The organism is Actinomycetes bacterium (assembly GCA_036000965.1).
In the GTDB taxonomy this organism is placed as follows: domain Bacteria; phylum Actinomycetota; class CALGFH01; order CALGFH01; family CALGFH01; genus DASYUT01.
In genome coordinates this window covers 10,798-26,140 of the sequence record DASYUT010000067.1, presented here as the reverse complement: position 1 = coordinate 26,140, position 15,343 = coordinate 10,798, and the positions used below count along the sequence as shown (strand labels likewise).

12 protein-coding genes are annotated in these 15,343 nt (G+C 73.0%); 8 read left to right on the top strand and 4 right to left on the bottom strand.

The genetic code is table 11. The features are described from left to right. Positions 1 to 37 precede the first annotated feature (37 nt). The 4 genes from VG276_05260 to VG276_05245 form a co-directional block, all read right to left on the bottom strand. Positions 38 to 1,018 (bottom strand): MoxR family ATPase, encoded by a 981-nt coding sequence (locus VG276_05260; protein HEV8648813.1) that lies wholly within the window; start codon positions 1,016 to 1,018, stop codon positions 38 to 40. Further along, complete coding sequence (locus VG276_05255) at positions 975 to 2,069, bottom strand: DUF4350 domain-containing protein (GenBank protein HEV8648812.1); 1,095 nt, start codon at positions 2,067 to 2,069, stop codon at positions 975 to 977. Before VG276_05255 ends, VG276_05260 begins: the two co-directional genes overlap by 44 nt. 151 nt (positions 2,070 to 2,220) lie before the next feature. Next, complete coding sequence (locus VG276_05250; protein ID HEV8648811.1) at positions 2,221 to 2,934, bottom strand: DUF4129 domain-containing protein; 714 nt, start codon at positions 2,932 to 2,934, stop codon at positions 2,221 to 2,223. Further along, entirely contained in the window at positions 2,912 to 3,721 is an 810-nt protein-coding gene (locus VG276_05245) for a hypothetical protein (protein HEV8648810.1), read from the bottom strand. The genes VG276_05250 and VG276_05245 overlap by 23 nt, the downstream gene beginning before the upstream one ends. Positions 3,722 to 4,236: 515 nt before the next feature. Here VG276_05245 and mtrA point away from each other — a divergent pair. From mtrA to secA, 8 genes are all read left to right on the top strand, one after another. After that, a complete protein-coding gene (mtrA, locus tag VG276_05240) occupies positions 4,237 to 4,956 on the top strand; it encodes an MtrAB system response regulator MtrA (protein ID HEV8648809.1) in 720 nt (239 codons plus the stop codon). A gap of 40 nt (positions 4,957 to 4,996) precedes the next feature. After that, positions 4,997 to 6,550, top strand: a complete 1,554-nt coding sequence (locus VG276_05235; protein HEV8648808.1) for an ATP-binding protein — start codon at positions 4,997 to 4,999, stop codon at positions 6,548 to 6,550. After that, positions 6,543 to 8,447 carry a GerMN domain-containing protein gene (locus VG276_05230; GenBank protein HEV8648807.1) on the top strand — a complete coding sequence of 635 codons (1,905 nt, stop codon included), beginning with the start codon at positions 6,543 to 6,545 and terminating at the stop codon, positions 8,445 to 8,447. The genes VG276_05235 and VG276_05230 overlap by 8 nt, the downstream gene beginning before the upstream one ends. Positions 8,448 to 8,641: 194 nt before the next feature. Further along, positions 8,642 to 9,430: a phosphoribosyltransferase family protein gene (locus tag VG276_05225; protein ID HEV8648806.1), complete on the top strand. Its 789-nt coding sequence runs from the start codon at positions 8,642 to 8,644 to the stop codon at positions 9,428 to 9,430. Between the two features lie 535 nt (positions 9,431 to 9,965). Continuing rightward, positions 9,966 to 10,520 (top strand): ribosome-associated translation inhibitor RaiA, encoded by a 555-nt coding sequence (raiA, locus tag VG276_05220; protein ID HEV8648805.1) that lies wholly within the window; start codon positions 9,966 to 9,968, stop codon positions 10,518 to 10,520. Between the two features lie 56 nt (positions 10,521 to 10,576). After that, a complete protein-coding gene (locus VG276_05215; GenBank protein HEV8648804.1) occupies positions 10,577 to 11,290 on the top strand; it encodes a response regulator transcription factor in 714 nt (237 codons plus the stop codon). A 10-nt stretch (positions 11,291 to 11,300) separates the two neighbouring features. After that, positions 11,301 to 12,257 carry an ROK family protein gene (locus VG276_05210; GenBank protein HEV8648803.1) on the top strand — a complete coding sequence of 319 codons (957 nt, stop codon included), beginning with the start codon at positions 11,301 to 11,303 and terminating at the stop codon, positions 12,255 to 12,257. 248 nt (positions 12,258 to 12,505) lie between these two features. Then, on the top strand, positions 12,506 to 15,184 hold the full coding sequence (secA, locus tag VG276_05205; protein HEV8648802.1) for a preprotein translocase subunit SecA: 2,679 nt from the start codon (positions 12,506 to 12,508) through the stop codon (positions 15,182 to 15,184). Positions 15,185 to 15,343: the final 159 nt, after the last annotated feature.

Sequence of the window (15,343 nt, the reverse complement as noted above, 5' to 3'; positions counted from 1 at the left end):
CTGGCCCTGGCCCCCGGGTGCGCCCGCCCGCCGGCGGTCACCGGGGCACCGGGACCGAGGCGAGGATCCCGTCGAGCACCCCGTCGGCGGTCACGCCCTCCAGCTCGACCTCGGGCCGGAGCTGGACCCGGTGGCGGAGGGTGGGCTTGGCCATCGCCTTGACCTCGTCCGGGGTGACGTACTGCCTGCCGGCCAGCCAGGCCCACGCCTTGGCCGCGTGCAGGAGCATGGTCGCGCCTCGCGGCGACACCCCGAGCGCGAGCGACGGCGACTCCCTGGTCGCCCAGGCGATGGCCACGATGTAGGCCTGGACGCGGGGCTCGACCGGGACCCCGCCGACCTCCTTGCGGCCCTCGGCCAGGTCCTGGGCTCCGGCCACCGCCCGCACCCCGAGCGTGCCCAGGTCGTGCGGGTCCATGCCCGCGTCGTGTCGGGCCAGGACCTCCTGCTCCTGCTCGGGGCTCGGGTAGCCGACCACGAGCTTGAACAGGAACCGGTCGAGCTGGGCCTCGGGCAGCGGGTAGGTGCCTTCGTACTCGACCGGGTTCTGGGTGGCGACGACCAGGAACGGGTCGGGCAGCCGGTGGGCCTGCCCCTCGACCGAGACCTGGCGCTCCTCCATCGCCTCGAGCAGCGCCGCCTGCGTCTTCGGCGGGGTGCGGTTGATCTCGTCGGCCAGCAGCAGGTTGGTGAACGCCGGCCCCTGCCGGAACCGGAAGGAGCCGTCCCGCTGCTCGAAGATGACCTGCCCGGTGACGTCGGAGGGCATCAGGTCGGGGGTGAACTGGACCCGCTTGAAGTCCAGCGCGAGGGTCGCGGCCATGGTCTTCACCAGCAGGGTCTTGGCCACCCCGGGCACGCCCTCGAGCAGCACGTGGCCGCGCACCAGCAAGGCGGCGACCAGGCCGGACACGGCGCCGTCCTGGCCCACGACCGCCTTGGCGATCTCCTCGCGGACGCGCAGGACGGCTTCTCTAGCGGACACTGGTGACCTCCAGGCGGACTGCGTCGATGGCATGGGCGAGCGCGACGAGCTCGGCCTCGTCGCGGGGGGTGGCGGCGGTGAGCGCGGCGAGCACCCGTTCCCGGGGGACGCTGCTGCGGGCCGCGGCGGCGTCGGCGACCTGGTCGGGCGGGGCGGAGGCGGGCAGGCCGAGCCGCTCGGCCAGGGTCCGCCGCAGGTCGTCGGTGAGCAGGCCGGCCGCCTGGCCCCGGCCCTTGGCCCGCTGCAGCAGGTTGCCGACGGCCACGACCAGCTCGGCGCCCGGGATCTGCACGGGCTGGGGCTCGGTCACGGGCCGCCCCAGGCGGCGGGCCCGCCACAGCACCACCACCCCGAACGCGACCACGAGCTGCCACAGGGCGAGGTCGACGCGGGGCGCGATCAGGTCGGTGAGGCCCCTGGCCCCGCCGCCGGGCGGCGGCGGCTGCAGGACCGTGACCCGCGTCCCGGGGGCCGGGGCGAGCAGGCTCGCCGCCAGGACCGCGTTGTCGGCCTTGTCGATCTGCTGGTTGACCAGCGCGTCGGCCCCGCCCAGGCGGACGACGGTGCCCGACCCGAGCGGCTGGACGACCAGCCACGACCCCTTGCCGCGCGAGTAGCAGCCCTGGCTGCCGGAGGGCACCTCGAACACGGTGCCGGCCGCGGCGTTCACGCGGTGCGCGTCGCGGAGGGCGGGCAGGGCGCAGCCACGCTCGAGCTCGGGGTCGAGCAGGCCGATCGCGGTGCTGCCGACCGGCTCCAGCCTGGTGACCTCGGAGTCGGGGTCGGTCACGACCAGGGTCCCCCCGCGCCGCACCCAGGCGAGCAGGGCGTTCCGCCGCCCGGGGTCCAGGTCGTCGGCGAGCAGCAGCACAGTCCCACCGGGGCCGGTCGGCAGCTCGCTGGTGACCTCGACCCGGCCGCCGACCTCGCCGAGCACCTCGACCAGCGCCTTGGTGCCGAGCGGCCCAGGCGAGGCCGGGTCGAGCGGCGCGCCCTCGTCAGGCCTCCGCCCGCCGAGGTACACCGCCAGCAGCAGGCCAGCCACGATCGCCACCCACGGCAGCACCCGCCGCGCCCGCCTCATCGGCGCCCCTCCCGTGCCCGCCCGGCTCCGGGTGCGCCGTCCGGGTAGCTCGGCGCCTGCTCCTTCCGTGCCCGTCTGGTTCCGGGTGCGCTGGGGCGGGTGGCCAGGCGCCCCTCCCGTGCCCCTCCGGTTCCGGGTGCGCCCGCGCGCCTCACGTCGCCGCCTGCCGGAGGACGCGCTCGGCCAGGGCGCGGAGGCGGGACGCCTCGGGCGGCCCGGTCCGCTGCCCGCCGTACCAGGCGAGCTCGAACAGCTCGGTCGCGCTGGCGAAGTCGTCCGCGGCCGCGGGCACGTTGCGCCGGACCTCGCCCCGGTACTCCCCGGCGGTCCGCCCAGGGACCTCCTCGACCAGCCCTCGGCCGGCAAGGTCGGCCACGAGCGCGCGGTAGCGCGAGCGCACGGCCTGCCGCCACTCGCCGGAGCGCTCGTGCGCCTCGGCCTCGGCCCGCCAGTCGGCCGCCGACCGGCCGGTGGGGGTGCGCTGGGCGGCGGCCGCCTCCGGGTCGGAGGTCATGCCGCGCGAGAACCGGACCAGCAGCACGCCGATGCCGGCCAGGACCAGCAGCAAGATCCCGATGCCGATCAGCGACCCGGCGCCGCTGCCGCTCAGCGCGGCCACCAGCCGGCCGATCTGCTGGAGCACCCAGTCGATCACCAGGTCGGGCAGGGAGCGGCGCAACGCCCGGTACTCCGGCTGGGCGAGCACCTCGCGGACGGCCCGGCGCACCTCGTCGGGGTCCCGCGACGGGGCGGGCAGGTCGGCCCGGGCGGGGCCCGCAAGCAGCAGGCCGGCCGCAACCAGCAGCAGGCCGGCCGCAACGGCCAGCGCGGCCGCCGCGTGCCTAGAGCGCGGGGCCGGCGCCACGGTCGAGGTTGGCCGCCATCATCTGGAGGTCCAGGCCCTCCTGGCGGATCCGCGCGTCGAAGTACAGCAGCGTCGACACGATGGCCACGAACGGGGTCGTGATCAGCGCGGGCAGGATGCCGCCGAGCGCCTGCAGGGGCCAGCCGTTGCGCAGGCCGATGAGCCCGGCGGCCACGCCGAACGGGGTGCCGAGGATGTTGCCGATGAACGAGGCCATGATGCCGGCGAGCACGGCGATGCCGAGGGTCTGCCAGAACCTGGGCCTGACCAGCGTGGCCGACCGGCTCATCGCCTGGATCGGCCCGATCTCCTCGACCACGATGGCCGGCGTGGTGAGCACGAAGAAGGTCATCGGCACCAGCGCGCCCACCAAGCAGGCCACCAGCCCGACCAGCTCGAGCAGGTGGACGCAGAAGAAGCCGAGCAGCAGGGCCCAGAACCAGCGCGCGGTCGTCCTGATCGCCTGCCCCGGCGGCATCTGCTCGCCGAGGTAGCTGGCGGCGACCACCCTGGTCAGCACGCCCCCCACGAACGGCGTGACCAGCAGGCTCACCAGCACGCTGAGGCCGATGCCGATGAACTGGCCGACCGAGGGGGACGCGGCCGGGTCCACCAGCGACGGGTCGTTCAGCACGTCCAGCAGCCCCTGGCCCCCGAGCAGGTCGCGCTGCAGGAACGCCACGACAACGTTGACGGGGACCACGAATGCCGCGCTGACCAGCAGGATCGTGCGGAGGTTGGCCTTCAGGAGCCGGAACGCGCCGTCCATGATGTCGCCCAGGGTCATCGGGTGCAGCGGCAGCGGGCCGGTGCGCTCGCTGCCCGCCTTGGGGAGCCGGGGCGGCCCGCTTCTGGGATCGTCCCACCCCCAGCCTGGCCCCGGGCCCGCCTGCGGCCAGCCAGGTCCCGGCTCCGCCTGCGGCCAGCCAGGCCTCGGCTCCGCCTGCGGCCAGCCTGGCTGGCCGGCCCAGCCCGGCCCGGGCGGCGGGGGAGGGCGGTAGGATTCCGGTGGTCCAGGCGGCGGCCCCTGGCCTCCGTCGTGTGGGCCCCACTGGGGCGGTTGACTGCTCACGACCTTCCCTTTCCCATCTGGTGATCCACGGGCGTGCCGGCCCTCGGTACCGTGCGCCACCGGCACGTCGCCGGAGGGATTGTCAGTGTGGCGCCGGTGCCGGTCAACGCGGTAGCGCTCCCTGGTGAGCGGTACCGCCCTGGTGAAGGGGGTCGCACGGACGCCAACTCCCAGTTCGGCCGTTAACGTGACATCCTTGCTCGGTTGCAGAGCATGAGGGAGGTATCGGCTTGAAGGGCAGAATACTGGTGGTGGACGACGATCCGTCGCTCACCGAGATGCTCGTCATCGTCTTGCGCCAGGAGGGGTTCGAGTCGGTGTTCGTGCGCTCGGGCGACCAGGCCGTCGCAGCGTTCCACCAGACCAAACCCGACCTGGTCCTGCTCGACCTCATGCTCCCGGGCAAGGACGGCCTCGAGATCTGCCGCGAGCTCCGGCTCGAGTCGGGCGTGCCGATCGTCATGCTCACCGCCAAGACCGACACGGTCGACATCGTGCTCGGCCTCGAGTCGGGGGCCGACGACTACATCACCAAACCCTTCTCGGCCAAGGAGCTGGTGGCCCGTGTCCGCGCCCGGCTCCGGCGGCGCGACACCGAGGGGGCCGAGACGCTCCGCTTCCACGACATGGAGATGGACGTGATGGCCCATCAGGTGACCAAGGGCGGCAAGCCGGTCAACCTGACCCCGCTCGAGTTCGAGCTGCTGGCCACCCTGGCCCGGCGGCCCCGCCAGGTGTTCACCCGCGAGGTGCTGCTCGAGCAGGTCTGGGGCTACCGCTACGCTGGGGACACGCGGCTGGTCAACGTCCACGTCCAGCGCCTTCGGGCCAAGATCGAGGACGACCCGGAGAACCCGAGGGTGGTCCAGACCGTCCGTGGGGTCGGCTACCGGATCGGCCCGGAGGGAGGAGCGGGCGACGCCTCCCGGCTCGACGACCAGGATGCGTGACGAACAGACGACCAAGATGCGTGACGAACAAGAGTAGCCAGTGCACCGCTTAGTTCCTTCCCGCCTCGACCTGCGCGCCAGGGTTGTCCTGTTCACCTCGGCCATCGTGGTCGCGTCGCTGCTGCTGCTCGGCACCGCGCTGCACGCGCTCCTGGCCCGGTCGCTCTACACCCAGCAGTACAGGCAAGCCGCGCACGAGGTCGACCGCCTCCGGGCCCAGGCCGTGAGCACGCTGGCGGCCGCCGCCGACATGCCCGAGGACCAGGTGCAGCCGCGCATCATGGAACAGCTCACCTCCGGGCAGGGCACGGGCAACCCCAGCTTCACGGCGGTCGTGCTCATCGGCTCGGAGCGCTCCCAGCACTCCGACGACCGCTTCAAGGCCAACGACATCCCGGCCCCGCTGGTCAACCGCGTCGTCACCCGGTCGGAGATCGCCGCCCTCTACATCGACACGCCCCCGGGCGTGGCGGGGGGGCGCATGCTCGTCATCGGTGCCCCGGTCCGCTCCGAGCAGGGCGAGTACCAGGCCTACTTCTTCTACCCCCTGGCCTTCCAGGAGGCCACCCTCAACCTGCTCACCAACTTCCTGCTCATCGTGGGCGTCGGCCTGCTCGCCGCGGTCGTGATCATGACCGCCATCTCGATCGGCCGCGTCCTCAAGCCGATCCAGCGCGCCCGCGACGTCGCCGAGGAGATCGCGGCCGGCAACCTGACCGCGCGCATCCCCGAGGCCACCACCCAGGACGACTTCGGCCGGCTCGCCGAGTCCTTCAACCGCATGACCGACGCCCTGGCCCAGAAGATCGGCGAGCTCGAGCACGTCTCGAGCCTGCAGGCCCGCTTCGTGTCCGACGTCAGCCACGAGCTCCGCACCCCGCTCGCCACCGTGCGCATGGCCGCCGACTACATCCACGCCGCCCGGGCCGGCCTGCCGGCCGACGCCCAGCGGGCCGCGGTGCTGCTCGAGCGCGAGCTGGAGCGCTTCGAGAACCTGCTGGAGGACCTGCTCGAGATCAGCCGCTTCGACGCCGGCGTGATCAACCTCGAGCCGGTCGAGATCGACCTCTCCGGCCTGCTCGACGAGGTCGTCGACGCCCTCGATGCCATCGCGCACGGTCGCAAGGTCAACGTCACCTTGAGGGTCGACCGCGGCGAGGGGCCGCCGCTGGTGGCCGCCGACCCCCGCCGGCTCGACCGGGTGTTCTCCAACCTGGTCAAGAACGCGATCGAGCACACCAGCGAGGGGGCGGTCCAGGTCGACGTGGCCCGACGCGGCGCCGAGGTCGTGGTGGTGGTGCAAGACGAGGGCGAAGGCATCCCGGCCGAGGACCTGCCCCACATCTTCGAGCGCTTCTACCGGGCCGACGTGCACCGGGCCCGGACGCTGGGCGGCACCGGCCTCGGCCTGGCCATCGCGCTCGAGAACGTCAACCTCCACAAGGGGTCGATCACGGTGACCTCCACGGTCGGCCAGGGCTCGGCCTTCACGGTGGTGCTGCCGGCTGCCGCGCCGCAGGCCACGCGCCCGCCGGGCGAGGAGCACGGCCGCGAGCCCGCCCCGGCCGAGCCCGAGGTGGTCGTGGGTGGCTGACCGCCGTTGGCTCCGGAGGGTCGCGGCCCTCCTCGTCTGCCTGGTCCTCGCGGCCTGCTCGGCCGGGGTGCCGCCCACTGGCGAGGTCATCACCATCGCCCAGGTCGCGTCGCCGACCGACGAGCGCTCGAGCGTCGACGACCCCCGTGGCGCCAAACCGCAGGGCGGGCTCAAGGAGATCGAGCTGGTCGCACAGTTCATGCGCGTCATGGCCACCGGCGACCCGGCCGAGGCGGCCGCGTGGGTGGCGCCGGGCAGCGCCCGCCGCCGGCTCGACGGCTGGCAGCGCAGGCGCTCGGTCATGGTCTACGAGACCCGGTCGGCCACCCCCTCGCTGAAGGAGGCCGTCGCCAGCGGCGACGCGGGGGAGGTGGTGGTCGACGTCCAGGTCAGGCTGGTCGGCCGCCTCAACGGCCACGAGTGGACGCCGCTGGCCGGCCCCACGTCGCTCAGCTTCCACCTGGGCAGGGTCCTCACCGAGTGGCGCATCACCAGCCCGCCCGACCAGCCCTGGGTGGACGAGGAGAGCTTCAAGCAGCGGTACCGGCGCACCGAGCTGTTCATGGCCTCCCGCGACGGGCGTCATGTGGTCCCAACCCCTGTCCTGTTCGACGACCGGACCGGCACGGCCGGTCGGGTCGCCAGCGTCCAGGGGCGCACCACGACCGCGCTGCGCATGCTGCTGGAGGGCCCGCGGGGCCGGGTCGCGAACGCGCTGGACACCGCGATCCCGCCAGGCACCCGCCTGCTCTCGGTCACCTACGACTCCGAGCAGGGCATCGTCACCGTCAACCTCTCAGGCCAGTTCACCGCGGCCGGCAACCCCGGCTCGGGCCAGCTCCGGATGGGCCAGCTCGTGTGGACGGTCAACCGTCTCATCCCGACCGCCCAGGTCGTGGTGAGGGTCGACGGTCGCCCGCTCGGCGAGGTGGGCGCCGACCGGTTCCCGGCCGACCGCCTCTACCGCCGGACCGCGCCCGAGCTCGCCGGGCTGTGGCCCCAGCGGCTGGCCAACGGCGACCTTGTCACGTTCGTCCGCGACGGCCAGGTCTTCACGATCCCGGCTGACCAGCTCGGCACCGAGCCGCGGCCCCTCATGCTCCCCGCCAACGGCACCAAGTCGGCACCCACCTGGTCGCCGGACGGCAGCCGCATCGCCTACCTGGTGGGAGAGATGGGCGAGCCGCACACGCTGTGGACCGCCTCCCAGACCGGCACGTCGCCCTCGGCCACCGACCTGCATGGCGTGCTGTCGCCCCCGTCGTGGCTGCCCGGCAGCCCGCCCCGCCTGCTCGCGCTCAAGCGGGAGGGCGCCAGCGTGCAGTTGTGGTCGGTGGACGCCGACTCGGGCCAGGCCACCAAGCTGGGCCTCGGCCCGCTCCCGGACCAGCTCGAGCCCATCCTGGTCCGCGTCAGCCCCGACGGCTGCTTCGTGCTGGCCGTGCTGGCCCGGTCCGGGGCGGGGCGGCGTGACCCGGTCGAGCCCGGCGGCGACCTGTACCTCGGCGTTCTCGGCGCCCAGGGCGTCACCGAGTGGATCCCCCACCCGCTCGCCCCCGGGCTCGGTGCGGCGTCCAGCCCGGTCTGGGTCGACCCCGTCACCGTCGCCTTCGTGGGCGACGGCGAGAACCGGTTCGACCGGAAGAAGCTCTGGGTCGTGAAGGTCGACGGCTGGGGCCCGGCCCCGGTGCTCAGCCCCGACCGCGGCTCCAACCTCGGGGTCGACATCGACGGCGAGCTGACCGTCGACCCAGCCGGCGAGGTCTTCGTGTTCAAGTCGCCGTCCGAGCTGGGCACCTCCTTGTGGATGGTCAACCGCGACGGGCGCGGCCTGAAGGCCCTCACCCCCCCGGACGCCACCTACTTCGACGGCGACCCCAACTTCGCCAGCCGCTGACCGTCTTCCACCCTGCCCCTCCTCGACGCGACGGCGACCCACCTCGCCAGCCCTGCCCCTCCTCGACGCGACGGTGACGGCGACCCCAAACTCCGCCAGCCGCTGGCCGTGGCCCCAGCCCCGGGCCCTGGCTGCGGGAACGGGCCTGTGGACGGCCGGATGCTGCAACCCTTGGCCCCGGCTACGCTCCGGGAATGCGCCCTTCGACCTCCCGCACGGCAGGCCGGCGCGGGCTGAGGCTCGCCGACCTCCTCGCCCTCGTGCTGCGGCCCGCCGCCTGCCTCGCCTGCGACCGCCCCCGGGCCTGGCCCTGCTGCGCCGCCTGCCTGCCGCCCGAGCCGGCTGGTGCCGGGCCGTGGTGGCTGGTCGCCGACCCGGGCCTGACCCTATGGGCGCTCGGCCCCTACCACGGCGCCCTGCGCGAGGCGGTGCTGGCCGGCAAGCTCCGGGCCCAGCCGGCCGCCCTGACCGCCCTCGGCCGGCGCCTGGGCGCCGCCATGGCGGCGGCCGGGGCCGGTGCCGACCTGGTCACCTGGGTCCCCGCCGCGCCAGCGGGCGGCCTGCTCAGAGACCACGCGCAACGGGTCGCCACCGGCGTGGCCGCCGCCCTCGACCTGCCCGCCGCCGGCCTGCTCGCCCCCGCCCCGGGCCGGGACCTCGGCCGGGACAGGGGCGCCGGCCTGGTGGCCAGCCACCCGGGCCGGGTGGCGGCCCGCCCGGCGCCGCGAGCCAGGCGCCGGCTCGCCGGCGGGCGCGTCCTCGTGGTCGACGACATCGCCACCACCGGTGCCACCCTGGCCGGCGCGGCCGCCGCCCTGCGGCATGCCGGCGCCCGGCAGGTCGAGGCAGCCGTGCTCGGCGCCGCAACCGCCGCTTTCGGGCCGGCGCCCGCCCGGCGACGCTTCCCTCCGCCACCCGGCCCGGGCGGGGGAGGCCCCGCGCCGCCACCTAGCCGGGCGGGGAGGCCCCGCGCCGCCACCTAGCTAGCCGGGCGGGGAGGCCCCGCGCCGCCACCCGGGCGGGGCGGGGGAGGGGCCATGCCGCCACCCGGGCGGGGCGGGGGAGGGGCCATGCCGCCACCCTAGCCCGGGGCGGGGTCCGCCTGAGGTCCGGCTCCGGCCCGGTCTGCATGCGGTCCGGTCGGCCGGGGTACCCGGGAGGAAAGCCGAGGCGCCTGGGTCCGCTCCGGCCGCCTCTGCGCCGCTGTCCAGGTTCAGGATTGAGGCGTTCGTCAGGATCCCGATCGGCCCGCTCCCGCCGTCCGATATGTCCGACCAGCACCAGCAACCCGGTGTTTCCGCAGCTCAATGCGGCGTATTGTGGAGTTGTGACCGCGATGACCCAGTGTAGAATCCGGCCAATATGACCCGGTGCCTGTGAAGAAGACCTGTTCGGATGCCGAATGATCGTGGCAGACCGACATGCCGACCCATGTCGTGACGACAACGGGTGGGACCGGGCCAGGGCGTGTGCCCGCCTCCGCGGCCGTCGGCCGACGATCAGGATGGGGGAGCTGCCATGCAGGTGACGGTGAAGGGCAAGAACACCGACGTGTCCGACAAGCTGCGGGCCCACGCCGAGCGCAAGCTCGCCAAGGTGGAGCGCTTCGACGACCGCATCCTGGCCATGGACGTCGAGTTCTCCGAGGAGCGCAACCCCCGGGTGGCCGACGCCCACCGGGTCGAGGTGACCCTCACCACCAAGTCCCGGCTCGTCCGGGCCCACGCCAGCGCGCCCGATCCCACCGCCGCTGTCGACCGGGTCATCGACCGGCTCAAGTCCCAGATCAAGAAGCTCAAGAGCCGCCGGGTGGACAGGACCCAGCACGCCGAGGGCACCAAGTCGCTCGCTCCGCTCCTCGACGAGCCCCAGGCCGCCGAGCAGCCCGTCGGCCCGGCCATCGTCCGGTTCAAGCGCATCGAGATGAAGCCAATGGCCCCGGAAGAGGCGATCGAGCGCATGGACCTCCTGGGTCACGACTTCTTCCTGTTCAGCAACGCCGAGACCGAACAGGCCAACGTCGTGTACCGTCGGCGTAGCGGCGATTACGGGCTCATCGAACCGGAAACCTAGCAAGTGTCGAGACTCGCCCGACCAAAGATGCCGACCAGGTGACGACATACGAGGAACTGAGAGGGGAGAGCGTGGCGGACGACCGGCAGGCGCGACCGCGGGGCGCAGGGGACGCCATCCGCGTGCTGATCGTGGATGACCACGCGTTGTTCCGCCGCGGGCTCGAGATGGTTCTCGAGCAGGAGGACGACGTCGACGTCGCAGGAGAGGCCGGGGACGGCGCCGAGGCCATCGAGAAGGCCCAGGAGCTGATGCCCGACGTCGTGCTCATGGACGTCCGCATGCCCCGCCGCGGCGGCATCGAGGCGACCCAGGCCATCAAGGACCTCATCCCCCACGTCAAGATCCTGATGCTCACGATCTCCGACGAGGAGGCCGACCTCTACGACGCCATCAAGGCGGGTGCCAACGGCTACCTGCTCAAGGAGATCTCGATCGAGGAGGTCGCCAACGCGATCCGCTCGGTCGCCCAGGGCCAGTCGCTGATCTCTCCCTCGATGGCTTCGAAGCTCCTCAACGAGTTCGCGACCATGGTCAAGCGGGCCGACGAGAAGCAGCAGCTGCCCACCCCGCGCCTCACCGACCGCGAGATGGAGGTCCTCAAGCTCGTCGCCAAGGGCCACAACAACCGCGACATCGCCAAGGAGCTGTACATCTCCGAGAACACCGTGAAGAACCACATCCGCAACATCCTCGAGAAGCTCCACCTGCACTCGAGGATGGAGGCGGTCGTCTACGCAGTGCGGGAGAAGCTGCTCGAGATCAAGTAGCGCTCCGGAGATGACGGTCACCCTCGCCCTGGACGTCGGCGGCACCAAGCTCGCCGCGGCCGTGGTCGACGCCGAGGGCCGCGTCCTCGGCCGCAGCCGCGTGCCCACCCCGCCCGGCAGCGACCCCGAAGCCCTCTACGAGACGCTGCTGGCCTGCGCCGCGGCGGCCATGCGGGGCGCCGACACCGTCCCCGGCGACCTCGCAGGCATCGGCGTCGGCTGCGGCGGCCCCATGCGCTGGCCCGAGGGCAGCGTCTCCCCGCTCAACATCCCCGCCTGGCGCGACTTCCCCCTGCGCCGCCGGCTGGCCAAGGAGTTCGGCGCCGGCCCGGTCCTGGTCCACAACGACGCCGTCGCCATCGCGGTCGGGGAGCACTGGAAGGGCGCTGGCGTCGGCACTGCCAACCTGCTCGGCCTCACCGTCTCCACCGGCGTCGGCGGCGGCCTCGTCCTCGGCGGCCGCCTCCACCACGGTACCAGCGGCAACGGCGGGCACGTCGGCCACATCGTCGTCGAGCCCGAGGGCCCGGCCTGCGCCTGCGGCGGGCACGGCTGCCTGGAGGCCGTCGCGAGCGGGCCCCGCACCGTCGCCCGCGCCCTCGCCGCCGGCTGGCGTCCCACCGGTCCGGGCAGCCCCGACGGGGTCGCGCTGGCCGCGGCCGCCGCAGGCGGCGACCCGGTCGCCGCCGAGAGCCTCGCCCGCTCCGCCCGCGCGGTCGGCCTGGCCGTCGCCTCCTGCGCCAACCTCCTCGACCTCGAGATCGTCGCCGTGACCGGCGGCCTCTCCCAGTCCGGCCCCGTCTTCTGGGACCCCCTGCTCGACGCGTTCGCCGTCCACGCGCGCATGGACTTCGCGGCCGCCTGCCGGGTCGTGCCCGCCGAGCTGGCCGGGGACGCCGGCCTGCTCGGCGCGGCCGCCTTCGTCCTGCTGCCCGACCGGTACGGCTGGGACCCGCCCCCGGGCTGACCGCGGGCGCCCCCCGAGCTGCGCTGCCTGCGACGAGCGGCGCCGCCTGCGACCGCCCCAGGCTGACCGCGGGCGGTCTCCCAGCCGGCGCTGTGTACGGCCCGCCCTCGGGCTTGACCGCGCGCGCTCCCCGAGCCGGCGCCGCCTGCGACCCTCAGCACCCACCGGCCGGTAGACTGGTCTGATCCGAACATGTGCAACGCCGCCGGGCGCCCGTGAACGCCCGGCTTCGAGGAGGCGTCCGAGTCGTGGTGCTGTCCAAGGTCCTCAGCTTGGGTGAGGGGAGGGACCGTCGCCGGTGCGAGAGCATCGTCGCCCCCACCAACGCGTTCGAAGGCGACATGGAGAAGCGCTCGGACGCCGAGCTGCGCGAGCAGACCGACGTGTACCGCAAGCGCCTGGAAGCCGGCGAGACGCTCGACGACCTGCTCCCCGAGGCGTTCGCGACCGTCCGCGAGGCGGCCAGGCGCGTCCGCGGCCAGCGCCACTTCAACGTCCAGCTGATGGGCGGGGCGGCCCTGCACTGGGGCTACATCGCCGAGATGCGCACCGGCGAGGGCAAGACCCTCACCGCGACCCTGCCCAGCTACCTCAACGCGCTGGCCGGCAAGGGCGTCCACGTCGTCACCGTCAACGACTACCTGGCCAAGCGCGACGCCGAGTGGATGGGCGTGATCCACCGCTTCCTCGGCCTGGACGTCGGCGCCATCCTCGCCCCGATGACCCCGTTCGAGCGCCGCCCCAACTACGCCGCCGACGTCACCTACGGCACCAACAACGAGTTCGGCTTCGACTACCTACGCGACAACATGGCCCTGTCCGGCGAGGAGCTGGTCCAGCGCGGCCACGCCTACGCCATCGTCGACGAGGTCGACTCCATCCTGGTCGACGAGGCCCGCACCCCGCTCATCATCTCCGGCCCGGCCGAGCAGGGCGCCCGCTGGTACCAGCAGTTCGCCCGCATCGCCCCCCGCCTCAGGCGCGACGTCCACTACGAGGTCGACGAGGGCAAGCACACCATCGCGGTCACCGAGGAGGGCGTCGCCACGGTCGAGGAGATCCTCGGCATCGACAACCTCTACGACTCCCTCAACACCCCCCTGGTCCACCACCTCCAGAACTCCGTCCGCGCCAAGGAGCTGTACAAGCGCGACGACGAGTACATCGTCCGCGACGGCGAGGTCCTGATCGTCGACGAGTTCACCGGCCGCGTGCTCGAGGGCCGCCGCTACTCCGACGGCCTCCACCAGGCCATCGAGGCCAAGGAGGGCGTGCGGATCAAGGAGGAGAACCAGACCTACGCCACCATCACCCTGCAGAACTACTTCCGCATGTACGACAAGCTGGCGGGCATGACCGGCACCGCCAAGACCGAGGCGGCCGAGTTCAACCACATCTACAAGCTCGGCGTGGTCGAGGTGCCCACCAACAAGCCGATGATCCGGGTCGACCACGGCGACCTGATCTACAAGACCGAGCAGGCCAAGTACGAGGCGCTGATCGAGGAGATCGCCGAGCGCAACGCCGGCGGCCAGCCCGTCCTGGTCGGCACCGTGTCCATCGAGAAGTCCGAGCGCGTCTCCCGCCTGCTCGACAAGCGCGGCATCCGCCACGCCGTGCTCAACGCCAAGCACCACGAGCGCGAGGCTCACATCATCGCCCAGGCCGGCCACATCGGCGCCGTCACCGTCGCGACCAACATGGCCGGCCGCGGCGTCGACATCATGCTCGGCGGCAACGTCGAGTACCTGGCCGAGGAGGCCCTGCGGGCCAAGGGCCTGGACCCGGCCGAGACCGCCGCCGACACCTGGAACGCCGCCTTCCAGGCCGAGGTCGAGGACAAGGCCCGGCAGGTCGCCGCCGAGCACGACCAGGTCGTCGGCTTCGGTGGCCTCACGGTCATCGGCACCGAACGCCACGAGTCCCGCCGCATCGACAACCAGCTCCGCGGCCGCTCCGGCCGCCAGGGCGACCCGGGGGAGTCCAAGTTCTTCCTCTCCCTCGAGGACGACCTCATGCGCATGTTCGCCACCAAGACGGTCGGCAGCCTCATGGAGCGGCTCTCCCTGCCCGACGACGTCCCGATCACCCACCGCCTGGTCACCAGGGCCATCGCCAACGCCCAGCGCCAGGTCGAGTCCCAGAACTTCGAGCAGCGCAAGAACGTCCTCAAGTACGACGAGGTCCTGAACAAGCAGCGCCAGGTCATCTACGACGTCCGCCGCCGCATCCTCGAAGGCGAGGACCTCCACGAGCAGACCCTCGGCTTCCTCGGTGACGTCGTCAGCGCCATCGTCGCCGAGTACTGCCCCGAGGGCGTCTACCCCGAGGAGTGGGACCTCGACGGCCTGTTCACCGCGCTGGCCACCATCTACCACACCGAGATCCGCAAGGAGGACCTTGACCTCGAGGCCATCGACCACGCCGAGCTCGAAGCCATGCTTCTCGAGGACGCCGAGCGCGCCTACAAGGCCCGCGAAGACGAGTTCGGCCCCGAGCTCCTCGGCGAGCTCGAGCGTCAGGTGCTGCTGACGGTCCTCGACCGCCGCTGGCGCGAGCACCTCTACGAAATGGACTCCCTGCAGGAGGGCATCGGCCTGCGCGCCATCGGCCAGCGCGACCCGCTGGTGGAGTACCAGCGCGAGGGCTTCGACATGTTCCAGGCCATGCAGGACAACATCAAGGCCGAATCCGTTGCCTACATCTTCAACGCCAGCCTCGAGGTCGCCGAGGACGCCGAGGAGCAGCGCCAGGCCGCTCCCCGCCAGCAGACCCGGCTGTCCTCGGCGTCGACCGAGGAAGAGGCACGCGCCGCCCAGGGCCAGGCCCGCTCGGGCAAGAAGGTCGGCCGCAACCAGCCCTGCTGGTGCGGGTCGGGCAAGAAGTTCAAGAACTGCCACGGCGCGCACGGTGCTCCCCGCGCCTGACCCACGGCCGCCTGAGGGCTGGTGGTCGTCTCCATGATCATTTGCCGTTCCACAGGGCCTGAGCAGGGGGCGCACGGTGCCCTGGAGGCGTCTAACACCTCGGAGACGGACCACTCGGTAGGGACTGGAGAGTCGGTTGGGTATCCCGATCGGGCTGAT